This is a genomic window from Leisingera sp. M658 (genome assembly GCF_025144145.1).
GTDB lineage: Bacteria > Pseudomonadota > Alphaproteobacteria > Rhodobacterales > Rhodobacteraceae > Leisingera.
Genome location: NZ_CP083546.1, coordinates 1,257,658 through 1,278,134, shown reverse-complemented (window position 1 = coordinate 1,278,134; position 20,477 = coordinate 1,257,658). Strand labels below are relative to the sequence as shown.

The window sequence follows — 20,477 nt, the reverse complement described above, 5'->3', positions numbered from 1 at the left end:
GATGGAACAATCACCCCAGGAGTTTCCGCCGATGAAGCAGTGGACCCCGGCCCGTCTGGCCAATGCAAAGCCCCGCTATCTGGAGCTGGCCGAGGCGATCAAATCCGACATCGACACCGGCGTGCTGGCGCCCGGCGACCGGCTGCCGCCGCAGCGGCGGGTGGCGCAGGATCTGGGGGTGGATTTCTCAACCGTATCGCGCGGCTATGCCGAGGCGGTGCGGCGCGGCTATATCGAAAGCTTTGTCGGCCGCGGCACTTTTGTGAAGGCGCCGGACGCGCTGCCGGCACGCCCCGATCCGCGCCGGGCGCTGGAAGAAGACCCGATGATGAACATGCCGCCGGAGCCGGATGACCCGGCCTTGCTGGCGCGGATGCAAAAGGGGCTGGAGCATGTCTCGGCCAATCTGCTGCCGCTGTTGCGCTATCAATCGGTCACCGGCAGCCCGCAAGACCGGGCCATTGCGGCGGATTGGATGCAGGCAAACGGCCTGCCCTGCGCACCGGAGCGGCTGGCGGTCACGCCGGGTTCTCATGCCAGTCTTTATGCAATTCTGACGGTGCTGTGCGAGCCGGGTTCAACCGTGTTGTGCGAAGATGTGACCTATCCCGGGCTGCGCTCGATTGCGGCGCGGCTGGGGATCCGGCTGATCGGACTGGCCGGCGACCGTGACGGCATCCTGCCGGAGGCGCTGGAAAAAGCGGTCACCGACCACTGGCCGGCAGCGCTGTACCTGAACCCGACGCTGCAGAACCCGACCACCCGCACCATGCCCAGCCACCGGCGTCAGGAGGTGGCGGCAGTGCTGCAAAAACATGATCTGCCGCTGATCGAAGACGACGCTTATTGCTTTGTTGCCGAGGATGCGCCTGCCGCCATCAGCAGCCTGATCCCGGATCTGAGCTGGCATATCGCGGGCCTGTCCAAATGTTTCGGCGCCGGGTTGCGGCTGGCTTATACCACGGTGCCCAAGCGCGGCCTGATGGGGCAGTTCTCACAAGCGATGCGGTCGATGCATGTGATGGTTTCGCCGCTGAACCTGGCGCTGCTGGGCCGCTGGATCGAGGATGGCACCGCGGCAGAAATCCAGGGTTTTGTCCGCAAGGCCGCAGCGATGCGGCAGGCGCTGGCGGCTGAGGTGCTGCAGGAGTGCTTTACCGTTGCGGATCCGCTGGCCTTCAACCTGTGGCTGACCCTGCCCCGCGGCACCAGCCGGGCCGAGGTAATGGGCCGCATGGCAGGCCGCCAGATCGGCATCATGCCAAGCGATGCTTTCACCGTGACCGGCCTGCCGGAGGAAGCGGTTAGGGTCTGCCTGGGCGGCCCCATTGCAATGGGCGAATTGCACGAGGATCTGATAGCGCTGAATGACGCAGTCACCCGCAAGGACTGGCTGGGCTGACCCGCGGGTGGTACGCTGGCGCGGCAACCCAAGAGGCCCCGATGATCCGCGCCTTCCGCAATCTGATTGAACGGCAGCTGGCCAAGGCCCAGGCCGAAGGGCAGCTGCAGGGACTGGCGGGCGAAGGCAAGCCGCTGCCCGGCCGCAGCGGCGAGGCGCATGTGGATGCGGGGCTGGCGGCAGGAATGCGGATCATGGCGCAGGCCGGCGTGGTGCCTGAGGAATTCACATTGAAAGAACAACTGGCCGCGGCCCGCAAGGATTATGCGGCTCTGACGGATGCGGCGGCACGCAAGGCGGCGATGGCGCGGATCTCGGATCTGGAAATGCGCTATAATATGGCGCGGGATGCGCGGAAATCCTTCTTCCGTTAGCGCAACACCCCGTTGTTTCCTGCCGGATTCGCGGTATAGACAGCGCCAAGACAGACCATTCCCAAGAAGAGTGACGCATTATGGCAAAAGACGCTTCCGTACAGCAGGCACAACTCGACCGTATCGCAGCCGGCAAAGGCTTCATTGCGGCGCTGGACCAATCCGGCGGCTCGACCCCGAAGGCGCTGGCGCTGTATGGCGTGACCGGGGACGCCTTTTCAAACGACGACGAGATGTTCGCCGAGATCCACAAGATGCGCACCCGCATCATCACCTCGCCGAGCTTTGGCAAGGAGCGTATCCTGGGTGCGATCCTGTTTGAGAAGACGATGGATGGCGAGATCGACGGCACCCCCACTGCGGACTTCCTCTGGAACAGCTGCGGTGTGGTGCCGTTCCTGAAGGTCGACAAGGGCCTGGCGGATGAAGCGGACGGCGTGCAGATGATGAAGCCGATGCCGGAGCTGGACGCGTTGCTGGCGCGGGCCAACACCAAGGGTATCTTCGGCACCAAGATGCGGTCGGTGGTCAAAGACGCCAATGCCGCGGGCATCAAGGCGGTTGTCGCGCAGCAGTTCGAAGTCGGCCAGCAGATCGTTGCAGCCGGTCTGGTGCCGATCATCGAGCCGGAAGTGGACATCAACTCTGCCACCAAGGCCGAAGCCGAAGACATCCTGAAGGCAGAGATCAAGGCCCAGCTGGACGCCCTGCCCGAAGGCACCAAAGTAGCGCTGAAACTGACCATCCCGAGCCAGGCTGGCCTGTACGATGATCTGGCCGACCACGCCAATGTTGTTCGCGTTGTGGCGCTGTCGGGCGGCTATACCACCGATGACGCCTGCGCGCGCCTGTCGCAGAATGCCAAGATGATCGCCTCCTTCAGCCGCGCGCTGACCGAGGGCCTGAACGTTGCTATGTCTGACGCGGACTATGACGCCGCTCTGGGTGCGAATATCTCCAAGATCTACGACGCGTCGCTGTAAGCCCGCCGCAGATCTGTTGAATGGAAAGCCGCGCCAGCACCGGGCGCGGCTTTTTTCATGGACGGAGGGTCAGAGGCCGGATCAGAGGGCAAGATCAACGACCCGGATCAAGGACCCGGATCAGAGACCGGTGCGCCCGGCGCAGCAGACCGCCAGCACCAGCCCGGCGCCGCTGAGGAAGGGCAGCCAGAAAAACCGCAATGCCGCCAGGGTGAACCAGCCGGGCTGATCCTCGGCCGGCTGGCCTGCGCCGCCGAGCCAGGCCCAGAACACCAGCGCCGAGGCCGAGATCATCACCCCGCTGAAGGCGAGCAGCCAGCGGGCAGAGCTAGGCATCGCACCCTCCGCTGCTGGGGGCCTGCGGCTGGCGGCGAGCCATCCGCTCACGCTGCCTCGGTCAGCGACGGGTGCAGGCCGGTGCAGCTGACCTTGTTTTCATTGGCCGCCAAGTAGCGCTGCGCCTCCTCGCGGTCCCCGAAGCACAGGGCCTCGTCATAAAAATAGGTGATCCGGTCGCCGGTCCGGGACAGCAGGGCGCCGCTTTCGAACAGAATAAACCACTTCTTACGCACCAGTTGCATCAGCCTCACTCCTTTCTGAAGCCCGGCTATGGAGCATTTCCTGCGCCAGCCGGTTCTACTGCATTTCATCAGGGTGCAAACAGCCATCCGGTGCCCGTGCGGGCCGCCCGGCAGCAGATTTCCAAATGCTGGATTGGCCTGTTTTGCGCCCTGCTGAAGGCAGAATTCGCCCGCAAATATTGCCAAAAGGTTAACAGGTGTTTCTGTTGATTTTACGCGGCGTTATTCTGCCGGCGGGCAGCGGATTCCCGCTGGCATCGGCGGATTTTCGGAAAAATTGGCGAAAAACCGCTGTTGCGGTTTCTGAAGGCCCGCCGGCAGCGAAGCGCCCGTTCCGGGCGCTGCCTCCGGCGGGGATATTTACCGCCAGAAGAAGCTTTTGGAATTCCGGTTCAGCACCACGCGGACGGCGGCACGTGGCGGAGAAGAATCCTCCCTGGCAGGGCTCAGCCGAAATCCGGCGGGCGTTTTTGCAACTGCGCCGCGACGGCCTCCATCTGATCCGGCTTTCCGATCAGGTCCAGCTGTCCGGCGCTTTCGGCCAGCAGCACATCGGCCTGGGCGGCACCGCTTTCGGCAAAAGCGATCATACGTTTGGCGGCCCGGATGGCGGAGGGGCTTTTTGCTGCGATCACGGTGGCCAGTTCCTGGGCGCGGGCAAGCGGACTGTCTGCCAGTTCGCTCACCAGCCCCCAGTCCATCGCCTGCGGGGCGGCGATTTTTTCAGCCGTGTAAGTGAGCCGGCGCAAAACGTCCGAGCGCAGCAGCCGCGGCAGCAGCGCCATGCCGCCCATATCCGGGATCAGCCCCCATTTCATCTCCATCACCGACAGCTGCGCCTCGGGGTGGGCAATGCGGATGTCGGCGCCCAGCGCGATCTGCAGCCCGCCGCCGAAACAGGCGCCGTGAATGGCGGCGATCACCGGCACCGGCATCCGGCGCCAGACCATCGCCACCTCCTGGAACGCGTTGGCGTCGTGGTGGGTGCGCTCCATAATCAGGGTGCTGAGGTCGCGCTGCGCAAAGCCGGCCAGAGCGGCCATGTCGAGACCGGCGCAGAAGCTGTTGCCGCTGCCTGCCAGCACCACAGCGCGGGCGTCCGATTCCGCCACCTCCTGGCCGGCGGTGATGATTGCCTCGATCATCTCCTCGTCCAGGGCGTTGTGCTTGTCCGGGCGGGCAAGCGTGACATAGGCGATGTGGTCCTTGTAGCCGGTGGTGACGCGTGCCATGGTTTGTTCCCCGCTGCTGATCTGCCGCCAGCCTGCCCCGGCAACGGACGGGATGCCAGCCCAACGTGGGGGAAAGGTCAGGGCTGCAATGGCATTCGGGCGAACCAGGGCGAATCGAGTGTCATCACGTAAAGCTGCCCGCCTGCCAGCTTGCCGCCGGTGGTGACGCCAAGGCGCCCGTCCGGGTCCTGCAGCGTGCGCAAGGTCTTCCCCTGCCCGTCGAACTGCATCAGCATGCCGCGATGCACCGGCGCCGGGCGCACCATCGGTCCCAGCCGCCAGATCAGTTTGCGCAATGCCGGGTATGGCATCAGCTTTTCCGACGGCAGGCGCGGGCTGGCAAAGGCGAGCCAATAGGTACCGTCGCCCTGGCCTTCAAGGTTGTCGGGATAGCCGGGGAGATTATCAAGAAAGACCTCTTGCTGGCCCGCCCTGTCCCCCTTGAGCCAAAGCCGGTGGATACGGGCGCGGCCGGTTTCGTTGATCAAGAGGAAGTCTTCGTCCGGGGACAGGGCGATACCATTGGTGTAGACAAAGCCTGCGGCGAGCTTTTCTACGCTGCCGTCAGGCGCCAAGCGGGCGACATAGCCGCTGTCCGAATGTTCCCAGATAGTGAGGATCGAGGTGGGTTTGGTGCCGCCCATGGTTTCCGGGTCGAAGCGGTCGGAAGAGTTAGAGAAATAGACGGTGCCGTCCCGTGCCACATCAAGCTGGTTGGCATAGATGATGGGGGCGCCGCCCACGCTGTCTGCCAGCACTTCCAGGGTGCCGGGCCCAGACCAGCGCAGGATGCCGCGGAAGCTGTCAGCGATGTAGAGCGCGCCGTCCGGCCCGGCCTTCAGCCCCAGCGGGCGGCCGCCCAAGCGGTCGGCCAGCACAGGTTCTGCCCCGTCAATCCGGTAGAGATTTCCGGACAGGCTGGTGGTGTAGACCGCACCGTCCGGGAGTTCGGCCAGGTCTTCGGGGCCTGCTTCGCCATCGGGCAGTGTGATCAGCTCTGCCGCATCCAGGGCGCGGTTTTCAGCGTAGGCACCGGTAAAGCCCGGCGCTGCGGGCAGGTCATAGGCGACCGGGTCCACCGGGACAGGCCAGAACAGCAGGTAGCCCAGGGCGGCGGCCAGCACGGCCAGAACAATGCGCATGAAAGAATCCTCTGGAAATCCGGGTGTAATCTGCGCGGCAGGGAACGGTGACGCAAGCCTTGCCCCGTTTGCGGGCTTGGGGTTATCTGCGGCCATGACTGGTCCCCGCTACACCCCGCTTTCGCTTTCCCTGCCCGCCGCCGTGCCGTTTGTCGGCCCCGAAACGCAGGAGCGTGAGCGCGGCGCGCCTTTTGCGGCGCGGCTGGGGGCGAATGAGAACATATTCGGCCCCTCGCCCAAAGCAGTTGAGGCAATGGCCAAAGCGGCGGCGGAGATCTGGAAATACGGCGATGCGCAAAGCCATGATCTGCGTCAGGCGCTATCGGCACATCATGGGGTGAACCCTGAGCATATCATTGTCGGTGAAGGTATCGACGGGTTGCTCGGCTATCTGGTGCGGCTGCTGATCGGGCCGGGCGATGCGGTTGTGACCTCGCTGGGGGCCTATCCGACGTTCAATTACCATGTCGCGGGGTTTGGCGGGGTGCTGCACACGGTGCCCTACAAGAATGACCGCGAGGATTTTGAGGCATTGTTTAACAGGGCGGCGGAGGTGGATGCCAAGATCGTCTATCTGGCCAATCCGGACAATCCGATGGGCAGCTGGCACCGGGGCGCCGATATTGCCGCAGCGCTGGACCACCTTCCGGAGGGCTGCCTGCTGCTGCTGGACGAGGCTTATGTGGAATGCGCGCCCGTGGGCACCGCGGCCCCCATCAGTGCGGATGATATGCGGGTGATCCGGATGCGGACGTTCTCGAAGGCCTATGGCATGGCCGGTGCACGGGCGGGTTATGCGATGGCGCATCCGGAGCTGATCTCTGCCTTCAACAAGGTGCGCAATCATTTCGGCATGAACCGGGCGGCACAGGCCGGCGCATTGGCGGCCTTGCAGGATCAGGACTGGCTGGCGCAGGTGCTGGGGCAGATCGCGGGCGCACGGCGCCGGATTGCGAAGATTGCGGTGGGAAACGGGCTGAGCGCCCTGCCCTCGGCCACCAATTTTGTGGCGATTGATTGCGGCAAGGACGGGGTGTTTGCCAAGGCGGTTCTGGATGGTCTGGTGGATCACGGGATCTTTGTGCGGATGCCCTTTGCCGCGCCGCAAAACCGCTGCATCCGGGTGAGCTGCGGGCCGGAAGCGGAGCTGGATGGCTTTGCCGCGGCCCTGCCGCGGGCTTTAGCATCGGCACGGGGTGGCTGAATTTTGCCAACCGCCGCCGGATCGCGGCAGTTTTACCGGACATTCACCACTCCTGGACTACCATTTTGGAGTAGAACCGGGAGAATTGTCATGCGTGACCCTGAACTGCCGGCCAACATGCCGGATTTCTTCACTGCCGCAATCACCTTTGCCGGAATCAACCTGATGTGGATCTTCTTTGTGGTCTGGGTGATGTACGGAATGGTGCCTGTTCTGGTGCTGGCGGTGCTGATCAACCATCTAATCACCAGGCTGGATATCCGCCTGAATGCACGGAAGGCGTAACCCCGCCTTCTGCCTGTTTCTGAACGGCTGCTAGCGTGCGGCCAGGGCTGTTGCAGCCGCGTCCAGCGCGCCCGGCCCGTGCGGAATGCCCAGCGCCTTGAAACCGGTGTCGATGCCGCCCAGCAGGCCCATCGCCATATGGCCGTTCACATGACCCATATGGCCCAGCCGGAAAAACCCGTGCCAGTCCGGGCTGTTTGGCGCCGCCATGCCAAGGCCGATGCCCAGCGTCAGGCCCAGGTGCTGTTCCAGCCACATGCGCAGTTCGGTGCCCAGCGGCGACCCGATATGCAGCGCCGTGACCGCATTTGAGCGCAAGGTCCGGTCCGGCACGTTCATGCGCAGCGGGCCTGCGCTGCTCCAGGCCTCGCAGGCGGCCCAAATGGTGCGGGCCAGTCGGGCGTGGCGGTTCCAGACATTTTCGATCCCCTCGGCGTGGATCATGTCCAGCGCGGCGCGCAGACCATAAAGGTGATGGGTGGGCGCGGTGCCGCCGAAATACTGATAGAACTCAGCCGGGTTGGCGCGCGGCACCCAGTCCCAGTAGCGGCTGATCCGCGGCAGGGCTTTGCGGGCAGCGGCGGCCCGGTCATTGAAGAAGACAAAGCCAAGGCCCGGCGGCACCATTAGCCCCTTCTGGCAGGCGGAGACCATCACATCGACGCCCCAGGCATCCATCTCGAACCGCTCACAGCCCAATGAGGCGATGCAATCGGCCATCAGCAATGCCGGATGGCCCGCCGCATCCAGAATGCCGCGCAGGGCGGCCACATCGTTGCGGATCGAACTGGATGTATCCACATGCACGCCCAGCACCGCCTTGATGCGGTGGTCCCTGTCCGCGGCGATCCGTTCGGCAATCCGGTCCAGGTCCCAGGGCGCGTGATTGCCGAAATCGAGAACCTCAGCCTCGATACCCAGCCCTTCGGCCATTTCCGACCAGCCGATCGCAAAACGGCCCGAGGAAGGCACCAGCACCAGGTCGCCCGGCTGCAGCGTGTTCTGCAGTGCCGCCTCCCAGGCGCCGTGGCCGTTGGAGATATAGATCGCAACCTGATGCCGGGTGCGGGCGATCCGCTGCAGGTCCGGGATCAGGGTGGCGGTCATTTCAACCAGATCACCGGCATAAATGTTGGGAGAGGCCCGGTGCATCGCCTGCAGCACCTGGTCCGGCACCACCGATGGGCCCGGAATGGCCAGGTAAGACCGGCCTGCCGATATGTTCACTGATCCGCTCATGGGCAATGTTCCTTGCAGCGCAGACGCCATCGCGCGCCGCGGTTGATCCTTTGCGGCACAGTAGCCGGCGATCCCGCAGGGTCAATTCCACAGTCCGCAGCGTCACGGCGAATTGCTTGCGCCCTGCAGCCGAGCTGCTTAAATGGTTGCGGCATGTCAGAAAAGGCGCGAAATGACCCGAACTCCCTGCCGGACCCTCCCCGTATGAGCCAGCCTCACAAATCCTCGCGCGAGCTGTTTGGCTGGCTGTGGCGCGGTTACCTGCGCCATTACATCGGCCTATTGGGCATTGCCGCGATCTTTATGCTGCTGGAAGGCGCCACCATGGGCGCGCTTGGCTATATGATGCAGCCGATGTTCGATCTGGTGTTTGTTGCGGGCAATTCAAACGCACTGGTCTGGGTCAGCCTGGCGTTTCTGGCGATCTTCACATTGCGCGGCGTGTCCAGCGTCACCCAGAAGGTGCTGCTGAGCAAGGTTTCGCAGACCTCGGCCGCACATCTGCGCAAGGACATGCTGGCGCGGCTGATCCGCCAGGACCCGGCGTTTCACCAGCAGCACCCTCCGGGGCTGCTGATTCAGCGGATCCAGTCGGATGTCTATGCCATCAACGCGGTCTGGCAGGCGGTGATCACCGGCGCCGGGCGCGACCTGGTGGCGCTGGTGGCGGTGCTGGGTGTTGCCTTCAGCATCGATTGGCGCTGGACGCTGATCCTGCTGGTCGGGGTGCCGGTTCTCTTGCTGCCGATCTCGACCATCCAGCGCTATGTGCGCAAAAAGGCGTCGCGGGCGCGGGATCTGGGCGCCGATCTGGCAACCCGGCTGGACGAGATTTTCCACGGCATCGTGCCGGTCAAGCTGAACCGTCTGGAAGAATATCAGGTCCACAGGTTTTCCGAACGCACCGATGACTTTGTCCGCTCGGAAGTGAAGGCAGCCTTTGGCACTTCGTCGATTTCGGGCATGACCGACATCATGGCCGGTGTCGGTTTCATGGCGGTGCTGCTTTATGGCGGCAACGAGATCATCGCCGGCGAAAAATCCGTGGGCCAGTTCATGAGTTTTTTCACCTCAATCGGGCTGAGTTTCGAACCGATGCGGCGGCTGGCGAATATCTCCGGTGTTTGGCAGGGCGCGGCGGCAGCGCTGGAGCGGATCAAGGAGCTGCTGGATGCGCCGATCCTGCTGAGCGAGCCAGAACATCCGCAGGCCGCGCCGCAGGGCCTTCCCGCCATCAACCTGAGCGGAGTTGAGCTGAATTACGGCGACGCACAGATCCTGCACGGGCTGACACTTGAGGCCGAAGCCGGCAAGACCACCGCGCTGGTGGGGGCCTCGGGGGCTGGCAAATCGACGATCTTCAACCTGCTGACCCGGATGGTGGATCCGCAGGCGGGATCCGTGACCGTGGGCGGGGTTGAGGTCACCAATCTGAATACCGCCGATCTGCGCAGCCTGTTTTCGGTGGTGACGCAGGATGCGATGCTGTTTGACGAGACCCTGCTTGAAAATATCGTGCTAGGCCGCACCGATGTACCCGACGCAGAGCTGCAAGCCGCGCTTGAGGCCTCGCATGTGGCGGATTTCCTGCCCAAGCTGGAGCATGGGCTGGAGACACGTGTCGGGCCGCGCGGATCAGCCCTGTCGGGCGGCCAGCGCCAGCGGGTGGTGATTGCCCGCGCCTTGCTGCGCAATACGCCGGTGCTGCTGCTGGACGAGGCCACCTCGGCCTTGGATGCGCAATCCGAGAAGGTGGTGCAGCAGGCGCTGGATAAGTTGTCGGGCGGGCGCACCACGCTGGTGATCGCGCACCGGCTGTCGACCATCCGCAACGCCGACAAGATCGTGGTAATGGACCGCGGCCGGGTGCTGGATCAGGGCACCCACGAAGAGCTGCTGGCGCGCGGCGGCACCTATGCCGACCTTTACCGGCTGCAATTTCAGGACGGCAAGACGGTGGTGGATACTGCCGGCATTGCCGCCCAGGCGGAACAGGTGCCGGGTGGCGCTGCAAGCGGCAAGGAACGCTGGTTCCGCCGGTTCTCGCGCAAGGTGTTCGGCTGAGTATCTTTGAATGTTTCGCCCGTCCGCCCCCATGGGCGGGCGCTTTGCTTCCGCCCACGGAGGAACCCTGCCCTCTCTTCTATTTCCGGTAAGAAGCAGCCAGCTTTCTCGTATCCCGCCCCAGAAAATACTGCATCAGCGTCCATAGGTTGCGTGCCCCTCGCCTGAGCCAGCCCGCGCGCTGGTAGCGCGCGGCGCTGGTCAGCGCCGCGCTTGGCAGAATCGTCATGCCCTGCAGGCGGCGCACCAGGGCCACGTCCTCCATCAGCGGCTGGTCGGGATAACCGCCTGCGGCCTCATACGCCGCGCGCTGGATCAGCAGGCCCTGATCGCCATAGGGCAGCCCGAACAGCCGTGTGCGCAGGTTGGCCCAGCCCGCGACCCAGGCCGGCATCAACCCGCGCGCCCGGAAGCGCAGGTGAAAACAGGCGGGGCTGCCCTGCCCCGTCTGCAGATGCTGCGCCACGGCTTTGGCCCAGCCCGGTTCCAGACGGGTGTCGGCGTGCAGTATCAGCAGCCAGTCCCCCTTGGCAGCCGCACAGCCACGGCGCAGCTGGCCGCCGCGCGACGGCGCACCGCTGATCCATTCTGCGCCGGCACCCTCAGCGATGGCGCGGGTGGCGTCGGCGGAGCCGCCATCAGTGATCACCAGTTCGCGGATCAGACCTGCTGCCAGCCCCTCCATCAGATGTTCGAGCGTGGCGGGCAGCTCTTCGCTTGCGTTCAAGGCGGGGATCACGATGCTGACCGGCGCGGGCATGGGTGGTTTTCCTGTTTTCTTCCGCCCTGCTTCCTATATCACTGGGCGGAACTATGAAACGTCCTCTGAGAAACACCGGAGACATGAAATGAACGACCGCCGCATCCTGCGCCTGAGTGGTGCCGACGCCCGCAGTTTTCTGCAGGGACTGGTGACCAACAATGTCGACCGGCTGGACGATGGGCTGGTCTATGCAGCGCTATTGACGCCGCAGGGCAAGTATCTGGCGGATTTCTTTCTGGCCGCTGATGGCGATGCGGTGCTCTTGGATGTGGAGGCGTCACTGGCCGAGGGCCTGCTGAAGCGGCTGAACATGTACCGGCTGCGCGCTGACGTGCAGGTGGAACTGACGGATCTGCAAGTGAAACGCGGTACAGGTCCAGCGCCTGAGGGCGCCCTAAGTGATCCGCGCCATGCGGCGATGGGCTGGCGGCTCTATGGCGCTGAAGGCGGCGATGACGGCAGTGATTGGGACGCGGTCCGGGTCGCCCATTGCATCCCTGAGACCAGCGTCGAGCTGGGAACGGAAAGTTATATTCTGGAAGCCGGGTTCGAAGCGCTGAACGGGGTGGATTTCCGCAAGGGCTGCTATGTGGGCCAGGAGGTCACCGCGCGGATGAAACACAAGACCGAGCTGCGCAAGGGGTTCCGCACGGTGGAGGTTGAGGGCACGGCACCGGTTGGCACTGAGATCACCTCGGGCGGTAAACCCGTGGGCACGCTGTTCACCCAGTCCGGCGGCAAAGGCATTGCCTATCTGCGGTTCGACCGCGCCAAGGAGCGGATGCTGGCCGGAGAGGCCCGTGTTATCTGGCAGGTGTGAGCGGGCTGGAGGAAACGTTTCATTCCCTATTGGGCGCTGAAGTCGCACGCGCCCGCCCGCTGCATGGCGGTAATTTGTCCGAGGTGCAGCTGCTGGAGCTGACGGGTAGCCGCCGGGTGGTGGCCAAGACCGGGCCGCTGGTTGCCGCGGAAGAGGCTATGCTTCAGGCCATTTGCGCCGCTGGCGCGCCTGCCCCGGAGGTTCTGGGCGTCAGTGCCGCCTGCTGGCCGCTCCCGACGCCCTGCCCCAGGATCTGCGATCGCGGTTTAAGACCCTTTGCGACAGGCTGCCGGATCCGCTGCCTGCTGCCCGCCAATCTCTCTGCTGAATGGCAATCTGTGGGCCGCCATCGTATTGTTCCGCGGCAGCTCCGCCTATCTGATCGACCCTGCGTGTTACTAAGGGGATGGAGAGGTGGATCTGGCGATGCTGCATCTGTTCGGTGCACGCCCTGAAGCGTTTCACGAAAGCTATGGCGCGCCGGAGCCGGGGCATGAGGTGCGCCGGGCCATCTTTCAACTGTGGCCTGCGCTGGTGCATCTGCGGCTGTTCGGTGCCAGTTACCGCAGCATGGTGGAGACGCGGCTGGACGCGCTGAGGGTCTGACAAGCCTCTGTTCACCTGATTGGGTTAGGGTCGCCGTCAGGATTGCTGAAAGGGTATTTGATGCGACTGATCCTTGGTGCTTGCCTGGCTGCGCTGGCGGCCTCCCCCGCCTGGGCGGACTACTGGAATTACAAGGACTGGCATGCCGCCACTGAACCGAATGAGACCGAGCAAGACAGCTACCTGACCTGCCGCGCCTGGACCGGCGGCGATGGCGACCCGATCCTGGCGTTGGAGGTGTTTTCCGGCGACGGCGGCCCGCCGGATTTTTACCCGATGGCCAAGGTGCAGGAATATGCGCCGCGCCATTACCCGACGCTGATGCAGCGGGGCGGCACTGTGGATTTCATCTTTGACTTTGACCGCAGCTTCTCAGTATCTGCCGGGATCAATTCCTGGATCAACGAAGAAGGCCTGGCCGAAGCTGAAAGCGCGCTGCAGTTCCCGGATCACCTGCCGATGCTGCAAGCGATGAAACAGGGAAGCTGGGTAGAGATCTGGGCCGGGAACGACATGTTCTATGAGGCGTCGTTGAGCGGATTTACCGCGGCCTATGGCAGGATGATGGATGAATGCGGCTTCAACCTGTCGCTGCCTGTTGAGTGATCCACCCGTCCCACCGACTGGCGGCGCAAAAGTTTTCGAAAACTTTTGCCAAGACTTTTGCAAAAGTCTTGGGATCCGCCCGAAGACCTGAAAAAGCCGCCCCCGAGGGAGGGCAGCCTTCGCTTTTCCGGGACGCGGCCTGGATCAGGCGCGTTCGGAGTATTCCATGGTCTCGGTGTTGACCACGATCATCTCGTCCTGGCCGACAAAGGGCGGCACCATGACCTTGACGCCATTGTCCAGGATCGCCGGCTTGAAGGAGTTCGCCGCGGTCTGGCCTTTGACAACCGGCTCGGTCTCGACGATCTGGCAGGTCACTTTCTGCGGCACGGTGGCGTTCAGCGCTTCGGCTTCGTGGAACTCCACCACAATGGTCATGCCGTCCTGCAGGAACGGGCGGCGGTCGCCCAAGAGCTCTGCCGGCAGTTCGATCTGCTCATAAGTTTCGGTGTCCATGAACACCAGCATGCCGTCGCTTTCATAAAGGAACTGCTGGTCCTTCTGTTCCAGACGGACTTTCTCGACCTTGTCCGCCGAGCGGAAGCGCTCGTTCAGCTTGGAGCCGTTGCGCAGGTTGCGCATTTCGACCTGGGCAAAGGCGCCGCCCTTGCCGGGCTTGACGTGATCGACCTTCACCGCTGCCCACAAACCGCCATTATGTTCCAGGACGTTTCCGGGACGGATTTCGTTACCGTTGATCTTGGGCATGGGAAAATGCCTTTCGGATGGTTGTTGAAAACTTGCAAGACCCTATATCTGGCAGGCTGATCGCTGGCAAGACAAGGATATGGTATGGAGACTGTGTGAATAAGGTATGCGCAATTTGCATGAAAGCTATGCATCTGCGCTCTATCCGAATCGTCACAATTCCGCCATAAGCAGCGCTACGCCGAAAATTGCAATAGCAAGAACAACAAGGGATACGAGATGCGAGATTTCGTAGACGGCACCGCTTATAATAACGAGCAAGGCAACCGCGCCCGCAAACTGTTTGCAGCCGTTGTCCTGGCCGCACTGGATGATGCCATCGCCGACGACAAGAAATACGGCAATGGTCCGGAACAGATCGCCCGCTGGGCACGCTCGCGCGATGGCCGCGAAGTGCTGTCCTGCGCCGGTATCGACCCGAACGAACGGGTTGTGGAAGGCCTGATGGACTTCGTGGGCCGCGGTGTGCGGACCTCGGTTGCACTATCGCGTGAAGAAAGCGAACGCCGCAACGCTGCGCAGGCAGAAGCCGCCTAAAAGGCCTCTGCCCCGCATTGCCGAAAAGCGCGCCCTTTGGGGGCGCGTTTTTCTTTTGCGCACCAAGGTTTCCGCAGGGTCAACCTGTCGCGTGGCAGCTGCCGCGGGACGCTTGCGGCACAGCGCCCATAGACGGCGCTGCCTAAGCTGTTATGCAGACCCCTGACACAGGGGCGCAAGCAGGGAGATGGCAGCGAAAATGACACGGGCGCGTTCGATCATGATCCAGGGCACCGGCAGCAATGTCGGCAAGTCGCTTATCGTGGCGGGGCTGGCGCGCGCCTATGTGCGGCGCGGGCTGAAGGTGGCACCGTTCAAGCCGCAGAACATGTCCAACAACGCCGCGGTGACGCCCGAGGGCGGCGAGATCGGCCGGGCGCAGGCACTGCAGGCGCGCGCCGCCAAACGCAGCCCCCATACCGACATGAACCCGGTGCTGCTGAAGCCGGAAACCGACACCGGCGCGCAAGTGATCGTGCAGGGCAAGCGCCGCGGCACCCAAGGGGCCGGGTCCTTCATGCGCGACAAATCGGGCCTGCTGGAAGCTGCCCTGGAGAGCTACCGTCGGCTGGCGAAGGACGCCGATCTGGTGCTGATCGAGGGCGCGGGATCGCCTGCCGAGACCAACCTGCGCAAGAATGACATTGCCAATATGGGCTTTGCCTGTGCTGCAGAGGTGCCGGTGGTGATTGCAGGCGACATTCACCGCGGCGGGGTGATTGCGCAGATCGTCGGCACCCAAGCGGTGCTGGAGCCGCAGGACCTGGAGCGGGTCGTGGGCTTCATGGTGAACCGGTTCCGCGGCGACCTCAGCCTGTTTGATGCAGGCCGTGACGATATTGCCGCGCGCACCGGCTGGCCGTCCTTGGGAGTGGTGCCGTGGTTCTGGGACGCCTGGAAACTGCCGGCCGAAGACATGATGGACATCGCCTCGCGCCAGGGCGGCGCCTGCAAGGTGGTGGTGCCGCAGCTGGAGCGGATGGCGAATTTCGACGATCTGGACCCGCTGGCAGCGGAGCCGGAGGTGACGGTGGAGATCGTGCCGCCGGGCCGCGCCCTGCCCGGCGATGCGGATCTGGTGATCCTGCCCGGCAGCAAGTCGACCATTGGCGATCTGGCCTATCTGCGCCGCCAGGGCTGGGACATCGACATCCAGGCGCATTACCGCCGCGGCGGCCATGTGCTGGGCTTGTGCGGCGGCTATCAGATGCTGGGCAAGACCATCGACGACCCCGAGGGTGTCGACGGACGCCCCGGCAAGGTCGAGGGGCTGGGCCTCTTGGATGTGCATACGGTGATGGCGGGCGAAAAGCGTGTCACCCTGACCGAGGCTGTGACCCGCGACGGCAATCTTCCGGTGAGCGGATACGAGATCCACATGGGCCGCACAACCGGCTCGGATTGCGCAAGGGCCTGGCTCAGCATTGATGGCCGGGCCGAAGGCGCAGCCTCGGCTGACGGGCGGGTGAAGGGGTCCTATTTGCACGGGCTGTTTTCCTCGGATGCCTTCCGCGCCAGCGTGCTGGCGGGGCTCGGGCATGAAAGCCAGACGGGGTATGAAGACGGTGTCGAGGAGACGCTGGATGCGCTGGCGGACCATCTGGAACGCCATATGGATCTGGACCAGCTGCTGAAGCTGTCCCGGCCGGTGACGTTCTAAGACTCCTGCGGGCAGGGCAAGCCCTCCCGCGTCCGCAGCCAGCCCTGGCCACGGCCAGACCCGTCTGCGGTCTTGGGCCCGGCGCCGCGCGTGGCGCGGCGCCGGGCCCAACGGGCGGAGGGCTTTGCCAAAAGCCAGACGCCGGGCGGAAGCAATCCCCTTAATCAGGTGCAGGGCGGCACCCGGGGCGGGCTGCCCTAGGGTTGCTCAACAGCCGCCAATGAAAAAGGCGCAGCAGAGCGCGCCTTTCAAACCTTCATCCCTTCCGCGGGCCGCCGCCGGGTTTAGAGCAGATCATGCGCGGCAAGCGCGCGGTGGATTTCGCGGCGGACCAGTTTGCGCACATTGCGGGTGATGCGTTCGCCCAGCGGACCCTGCAGCTCCTCGCGCACGATACTGGCCACCAGATCGCGCAGGCTGTCCTCGTCCAGATAGCCGTCACCAGCCTCGGCCAGAGTTTCCAGCGCAGCCCCGGCCATAGCAGCTTCGGCCAGCGTTTCTGCTTTCGCGACCGCGCTGCCGTCGTTGACGCCAGGTCCCGGCAAAACTTCCGCTCCCGCGTCCCGGGGCGTATCAGCAGCGGCGGATGCACCGTCCTCGTCTTGCGGTGCGGCACGGCGGGCGGAAAGCGGTTCGTCACGCCATTCGATGGTGTCGGTGACAGTACTGGCAAACGGAGCCTCCGTCTGGCTGTCCGGCTCCCATTGCTGCGGTTCCTGCGCCTGCCCGCGCGCACTGCGGGCCTCAAGCTCGGCAATTTTGCGCACAACTGACGCCGCACGGGCCCCGGCAGTTTCAATGACTTGACTGTCTTGCAGGGCTTGACTGTCTTCCGGGGCCTGACTGTCCGCTGGAGTTTCGGCATCAAGATTGCCGGTGGCGTCCGCCGGCTGCTCCGCATCTGCGGCGGCGGCAAACAGCGTGGCATTGGGGTCCCCCCAGGGGGCATCTGTCACGGCACCCGGCGTGTCTTGCGGTTTCTGGTGTTCCGATCCTGCATCCGGGTCTGAATTCAGGTGATCCGCATCCAAGCGGTCTGCCTCCAAGCATCCCGTGTCCAATTGGCCCGGTTCAGGCTGGACGGCCTGCAAACCAGTGTCCTGCTCCGCTTCTGCCTGCCAGTCATCCAAGGGCGATGCGATTTCAGCTACGCTGTTGCGGTGCCGGAAGGCTATCGGTGCTTCCGCTTCCAGATCCGGCGCGGTGCCCCCGACCTGCTCCGGGTCCCCGGACACAACAGCCTTAGGTTCTGCCGTTGCCGGATCAGTTACCGGGGGGCAGTCAGGACCGTCCTCCTGCACCCGCAGCGCGGGCGTCAGGACCAGCCGGGCTGCAGGTTCCGGGGCCGCAGGCCCGCTGCGGCTGTCATCACTCACCAAGCGGCGGATTGAGGACAATACATCTTCGATCTCAGCATGGGTAACTGGGTCGGACATTTTATAAACCACTCTTGCCTCTTGAAACAGAGTGTAGCGGCCTTCCCGTCACCGCACAACCGATAGGATGAATTGTCAGTTACGTCCCAAGGCCTTGAGCACCCGGTCCAGATCCTTGCCGCGCTTGCTGTATTGCGCAGGCGCGCCCTTGACCAGATTGTAGTAGAGCGTCGGGTCGTAAATCTCAACAGCCAGCCCCAGATGCTCGGCGGTGAGCAGCCCCTGCGCCTGCAACAGCTGATAAGCCGCGATTGCCTGGTCGGCGCGCGCATTCACTTCGCCTGTCTGAGCATCGAGATATTCTTGCTCAGCCTGCAGCACGTCCAGCGTCGTCCGTGCCCCAAGGGTGGCCTCTTCGCGGATGCCGTCAAAAGCAACCTTGGACGCGCGCACCCGTTCATTTGAGGACACCAGGGTCGCCCGCGCCGTTTCCACATTGAAAAACGCCGAGCTGACATTCTGGCGCACCGCGCGCTGGGTATTGATCAGGGCACCGCGTTCAGCGTCGGCCCCCGCAATGGCTCGCCGCCGGGTCGCCGCGTTGCGGCCGCCGGCATAGAGATCTTGTGTCAGCGTCACCGAAGCCGAAGCATCCGAGTCGGTGCCGGTGCTGTCATTCAAGTCTTCGCTAAGGCCCGCAGTGGCCCTGAAGCTGACGCTTGGACCCAAGGCTTTCGTTGCGGCCCGGACCAGAATGTCGGCGGATTTGACCGAATGCTGCTGTGCCAGCAGGTCCGGCTGGTTGCGCCCCGCAATGGACTGCGCCCGTTCGATGGACACAGCCCGCGACGGCAGCCGGGGCTGGCCGGCAATCGCGCCCGGCGCGTGGCCGACAATTTGCAGATAGGTGGCGCGGGCCGTCAGCAGGTTTCCCTCGGCACCCGTCAGGTTGGCGCGGGCCGCGGCCACCTGGCTTTCAGCCAAGGCGACGTCGGTGCGGGTCACTTCGCCCACTTCAAACCTGTCTTGCGCCGCCTTCAGCTCTTCCAGCAGCAGACGCAGGTTGTTGCGGCGCAGGGCGACATTTTCCTGCCCCTGCAGGACCCCCACATAGGCCTGAACGGCAGATATCAGCACCGATTGCTCAACACTCAGCAGCTGCTGGCGCGTAGCGAGCACCAGTTCCTGGGCTGCCTGTTTGCGCAACCGTGTTTCGCCGCCGTCATACAGAAGCTGGGTCAGCTGGATCTGGGTGCCGAGATCGTTGTTGGTGAACTCGTTGAAGTTGCCGAACTGGTTGACGCTGCGGGAATAGGTATGGCTGGCGGTGAGTGTCCATTGGATCAGCGGGCGCAGCCGGGACACGGCAATGGCCACGTCCTCATCCGCAGCCCGCAGCAGCGCCCGGTTCTGTTCCAGCAGGCCGCTGGTCTTATAGGCGCCAATCATCGCGTCGGACAGGTTGTCCGCCGCGGCCTTCAGCGGCAGCAGCGCCGTGGCTGTCACGCCGCCGGCAAATACAAAAGCCTTAAACACACTCGCCGGAAATTTCATTCGCATCGGTTGCCTTATCTTTTGCCGCGCCGCCAGCCGCGGTGGTTTTTATCTGCACTCCGGGCGCTCCTTTGCACGGCGCCCGGCCTCTTGTTCAGTCTAACGGCAGCGGCCCTTGGGACGCAATGCCGCGCCCTGCGGGTCAGAGCGCGAATTCACGCGCCGCCGCAAACCCCGGAAGCACCGGGGCGCTGGCATTGAAGGCAAACCGCCAGGAAATCCGGGCGCCGCTTTTGTAGCCGATCTTCACCTCGCCAAGCGCGCCGGTCATCATCAGAGCCGCGATCCGGCCGCCGTCCTTAAGCTGGTCCAGCAAACCCGCAGGCAGCTCCTCGGCGCCGCCCTCAACCAGGATCACGTCATAGGGGCCGTGCTCTGCCGCGCCCCCGGCCAGCGGGCCGGTATGCACGATCGCATTGTCCGCGCCGGTTTCCGACAAAAGCTCCTGCGCGTCAGCGGCCATGTCCGCGTCTTCTTCGACGCCGATCACCATCTGCGCCACACGGGCTGCCACAGCAGTGGAGTAGCCCAGCCCGCAGGCCACATCGAGCACCAGTTCGTCGTTCTGCAGATCCACCGCATCCAGCATCTTGGCCAGGGTGCGCGGTTCCATCAGCACCCGGGTGCCGCCCAGTTTCACGTTCTGATCCGCATAAGCCGCCTCGCGCTGCGAGTCCGGGACAAACTGTTCCCGCGGGACTTCTAGCATCGCCTCGATGATCGGGTATTTGGTGACATCCGACGGACGGATCTGGGTGTCCACCATCATGCGGCGGCGCTCAGTGAAATCTGGCATCTGCTAAACTCATTTGTTCAGTCGGTCAGGCAGGTTGTGACATATCCCGGCCGGCACGGCAACGGGGCCTTTTGCGCCAAGCCCTAAAGTAGTGCAGCGCTGCAGCAGGACAACGGCTGCGGTTCAGAACCGGTTTCAGCCAGCGGGGCGGCTGCCCCCTGGCTGATGCAGATCCCGGATCTGTCTATGGATTGCCGCACAGCAGCCGCCCCCATGGTTCAGCCGCGCACGGGCTGTCAGAGCGCGCAGCTTTTGCAAAAGGGCGAGGCCGGGCGCAGGTCCAGCCAGTCATCGGCAATATTGTCACCGCAAATCCGGCAATAGCCGTAAGACCCTTCGCGCAGGCGGGCCAAAGCGGCATCGATGCGGCGCAGCTCTTCCAGGCCGGCCTTGGCGGGGAACGCGATAGAGCCGGCATGGCCTGCCCCGGCTTGCCGGGCAGACCCCATCTGCATCGCGTCCGGTGCAAGACCGGCATTTGCCAGGGTGCCTGCCAGCTGCATCCGGCGCACCTCAAGCGTTTGTTTTCTGGTGGAAAAGTCCAT

22 protein-coding genes are annotated in these 20,477 nt (G+C 64.0%); 11 read left to right on the top strand and 11 right to left on the bottom strand.

Annotated elements, in window-relative coordinates:
• Positions 1–31: 31 nt before the first annotated feature.
• The 3 genes from K3724_RS06405 (at position 32) to K3724_RS06395 (ending at position 2,759) form a co-directional block, all read left to right on the top strand.
• On the top strand, positions 32–1,402 hold the full coding sequence (locus tag K3724_RS06405) for a PLP-dependent aminotransferase family protein (protein WP_259992576.1): 1,371 nt from the start codon (positions 32–34) through the stop codon (positions 1,400–1,402).
• 41 nt (positions 1,403–1,443) lie between these two features.
• Positions 1,444–1,776, top strand: coding sequence for a DUF1992 domain-containing protein (locus K3724_RS06400; protein ID WP_259991095.1), 333 nt, complete (start codon positions 1,444–1,446; stop codon positions 1,774–1,776).
• A gap of 80 nt (positions 1,777–1,856) precedes the next feature.
• Positions 1,857–2,759: a fructose bisphosphate aldolase gene (locus K3724_RS06395; RefSeq protein ID WP_259991093.1), complete on the top strand. Its 903-nt coding sequence runs from the start codon at positions 1,857–1,859 to the stop codon at positions 2,757–2,759.
• A 120-nt stretch (positions 2,760–2,879) separates the two neighbouring features.
• On the opposite strand, the gene K3724_RS06390 is transcribed toward K3724_RS06395, so the two are convergent.
• The 4 genes from K3724_RS06390 to K3724_RS06375 all read right to left on the bottom strand — a co-directional run bounded on the left by K3724_RS06390 (position 2,880) and on the right by K3724_RS06375 (position 5,714).
• Positions 2,880–3,095 carry a hypothetical protein gene (locus K3724_RS06390; RefSeq protein WP_259991091.1) on the bottom strand — a complete coding sequence of 72 codons (216 nt, stop codon included), beginning with the start codon at positions 3,093–3,095 and terminating at the stop codon, positions 2,880–2,882.
• A 47-nt stretch (positions 3,096–3,142) separates the two neighbouring features.
• Complete coding sequence (locus K3724_RS06385) at positions 3,143–3,340, bottom strand: hypothetical protein (RefSeq protein ID WP_259991089.1); 198 nt, start codon at positions 3,338–3,340, stop codon at positions 3,143–3,145.
• A gap of 446 nt (positions 3,341–3,786) precedes the next feature.
• Complete coding sequence (locus K3724_RS06380) at positions 3,787–4,572, bottom strand: crotonase/enoyl-CoA hydratase family protein (RefSeq protein ID WP_259991087.1); 786 nt, start codon at positions 4,570–4,572, stop codon at positions 3,787–3,789.
• A 77-nt stretch (positions 4,573–4,649) separates the two neighbouring features.
• Positions 4,650–5,714, bottom strand: a complete 1,065-nt coding sequence (locus K3724_RS06375) for an SMP-30/gluconolactonase/LRE family protein (protein ID WP_259991085.1) — start codon at positions 5,712–5,714, stop codon at positions 4,650–4,652.
• 94 nt (positions 5,715–5,808) lie between these two features.
• Here K3724_RS06375 and K3724_RS06370 point away from each other — a divergent pair, with 94 nt between their 5' ends.
• Together K3724_RS06370 and K3724_RS06365 are read left to right on the top strand one after the other, a co-directional pair.
• A complete protein-coding gene (locus K3724_RS06370; RefSeq protein WP_259991083.1) occupies positions 5,809–6,918 on the top strand; it encodes a pyridoxal phosphate-dependent aminotransferase in 1,110 nt (369 codons plus the stop codon).
• A 90-nt stretch (positions 6,919–7,008) separates the two neighbouring features.
• Positions 7,009–7,203, top strand: a complete 195-nt coding sequence (locus K3724_RS06365; protein WP_129370291.1) for a histidinol phosphate aminotransferase — start codon at positions 7,009–7,011, stop codon at positions 7,201–7,203.
• A 30-nt stretch (positions 7,204–7,233) separates the two neighbouring features.
• On the opposite strand, the gene K3724_RS06360 is transcribed toward K3724_RS06365, so the two are convergent.
• Positions 7,234–8,442: an alanine--glyoxylate aminotransferase family protein gene (locus K3724_RS06360; RefSeq protein ID WP_259991081.1), complete on the bottom strand. Its 1,209-nt coding sequence runs from the start codon at positions 8,440–8,442 to the stop codon at positions 7,234–7,236.
• 204 nt (positions 8,443–8,646) lie between these two features.
• On the opposite strand from K3724_RS06360, the gene K3724_RS06355 reads away from it, so the two are divergent.
• The gene (locus K3724_RS06355; RefSeq protein WP_259991078.1) at positions 8,647–10,506 is read left to right on the top strand and encodes an ABC transporter ATP-binding protein; all 1,860 of its coding nucleotides are present in this window, start codon (positions 8,647–8,649) and stop codon (positions 10,504–10,506) included.
• Between the two features lie 79 nt (positions 10,507–10,585).
• On the opposite strand, the gene K3724_RS06350 is transcribed toward K3724_RS06355, so the two are convergent.
• A complete protein-coding gene (locus K3724_RS06350; RefSeq protein WP_259991077.1) occupies positions 10,586–11,266 on the bottom strand; it encodes a TIGR04283 family arsenosugar biosynthesis glycosyltransferase in 681 nt (226 codons plus the stop codon).
• Between the two features lie 88 nt (positions 11,267–11,354).
• On the opposite strand from K3724_RS06350, the gene K3724_RS06345 reads away from it, so the two are divergent.
• The 3 genes from K3724_RS06345 (at position 11,355) to K3724_RS06335 (ending at position 13,301) form a co-directional block, all read left to right on the top strand.
• Entirely contained in the window at positions 11,355–12,089 is a 735-nt protein-coding gene (locus K3724_RS06345) for a folate-binding protein YgfZ (protein ID WP_259991075.1), read from the top strand.
• Positions 12,090–12,503: 414 nt separating this feature from the next.
• A complete protein-coding gene (locus K3724_RS06340) occupies positions 12,504–12,695 on the top strand; it encodes a fructosamine kinase family protein (RefSeq protein ID WP_259991073.1) in 192 nt (63 codons plus the stop codon).
• 60 nt (positions 12,696–12,755) lie between these two features.
• Positions 12,756–13,301 (top strand): hypothetical protein, encoded by a 546-nt coding sequence (locus K3724_RS06335; protein WP_259991071.1) that lies wholly within the window; start codon positions 12,756–12,758, stop codon positions 13,299–13,301.
• 144 nt (positions 13,302–13,445) lie between these two features.
• Here K3724_RS06335 and efp read toward each other — a convergent pair whose 3' ends face one another.
• Positions 13,446–14,009 (bottom strand): elongation factor P, encoded by a 564-nt coding sequence (gene efp / locus K3724_RS06330; protein WP_129370286.1) that lies wholly within the window; start codon positions 14,007–14,009, stop codon positions 13,446–13,448.
• Positions 14,010–14,228: 219 nt separating this feature from the next.
• Here efp and K3724_RS06325 point away from each other — a divergent pair, with 219 nt between their 5' ends.
• Positions 14,229–14,546 carry a DUF6280 family protein gene (locus K3724_RS06325; protein ID WP_008556013.1) on the top strand — a complete coding sequence of 106 codons (318 nt, stop codon included), beginning with the start codon at positions 14,229–14,231 and terminating at the stop codon, positions 14,544–14,546.
• A gap of 199 nt (positions 14,547–14,745) precedes the next feature.
• Positions 14,746–16,206, top strand: a complete 1,461-nt coding sequence (locus tag K3724_RS06320; RefSeq protein ID WP_259991069.1) for a cobyric acid synthase — start codon at positions 14,746–14,748, stop codon at positions 16,204–16,206.
• A 284-nt stretch (positions 16,207–16,490) separates the two neighbouring features.
• On the opposite strand, the gene K3724_RS06315 is transcribed toward K3724_RS06320, so the two are convergent.
• The 4 genes from K3724_RS06315 to K3724_RS06300 form a co-directional block, all read right to left on the bottom strand.
• Positions 16,491–17,642, bottom strand: coding sequence for a hypothetical protein (locus K3724_RS06315; protein WP_259991067.1), 1,152 nt, complete (start codon positions 17,640–17,642; stop codon positions 16,491–16,493).
• Positions 17,643–17,717: 75 nt separating this feature from the next.
• A complete protein-coding gene (locus K3724_RS06310) occupies positions 17,718–19,142 on the bottom strand; it encodes a TolC family outer membrane protein (protein WP_259991065.1) in 1,425 nt (474 codons plus the stop codon).
• 136 nt (positions 19,143–19,278) lie between these two features.
• Positions 19,279–19,932: a protein-L-isoaspartate O-methyltransferase gene (locus tag K3724_RS06305; RefSeq protein WP_259991063.1), complete on the bottom strand. Its 654-nt coding sequence runs from the start codon at positions 19,930–19,932 to the stop codon at positions 19,279–19,281.
• Between the two features lie 236 nt (positions 19,933–20,168).
• Positions 20,169–20,477: a TraR/DksA C4-type zinc finger protein gene (locus K3724_RS06300; protein WP_259991061.1), complete on the bottom strand. Its 309-nt coding sequence runs from the start codon at positions 20,475–20,477 to the stop codon at positions 20,169–20,171.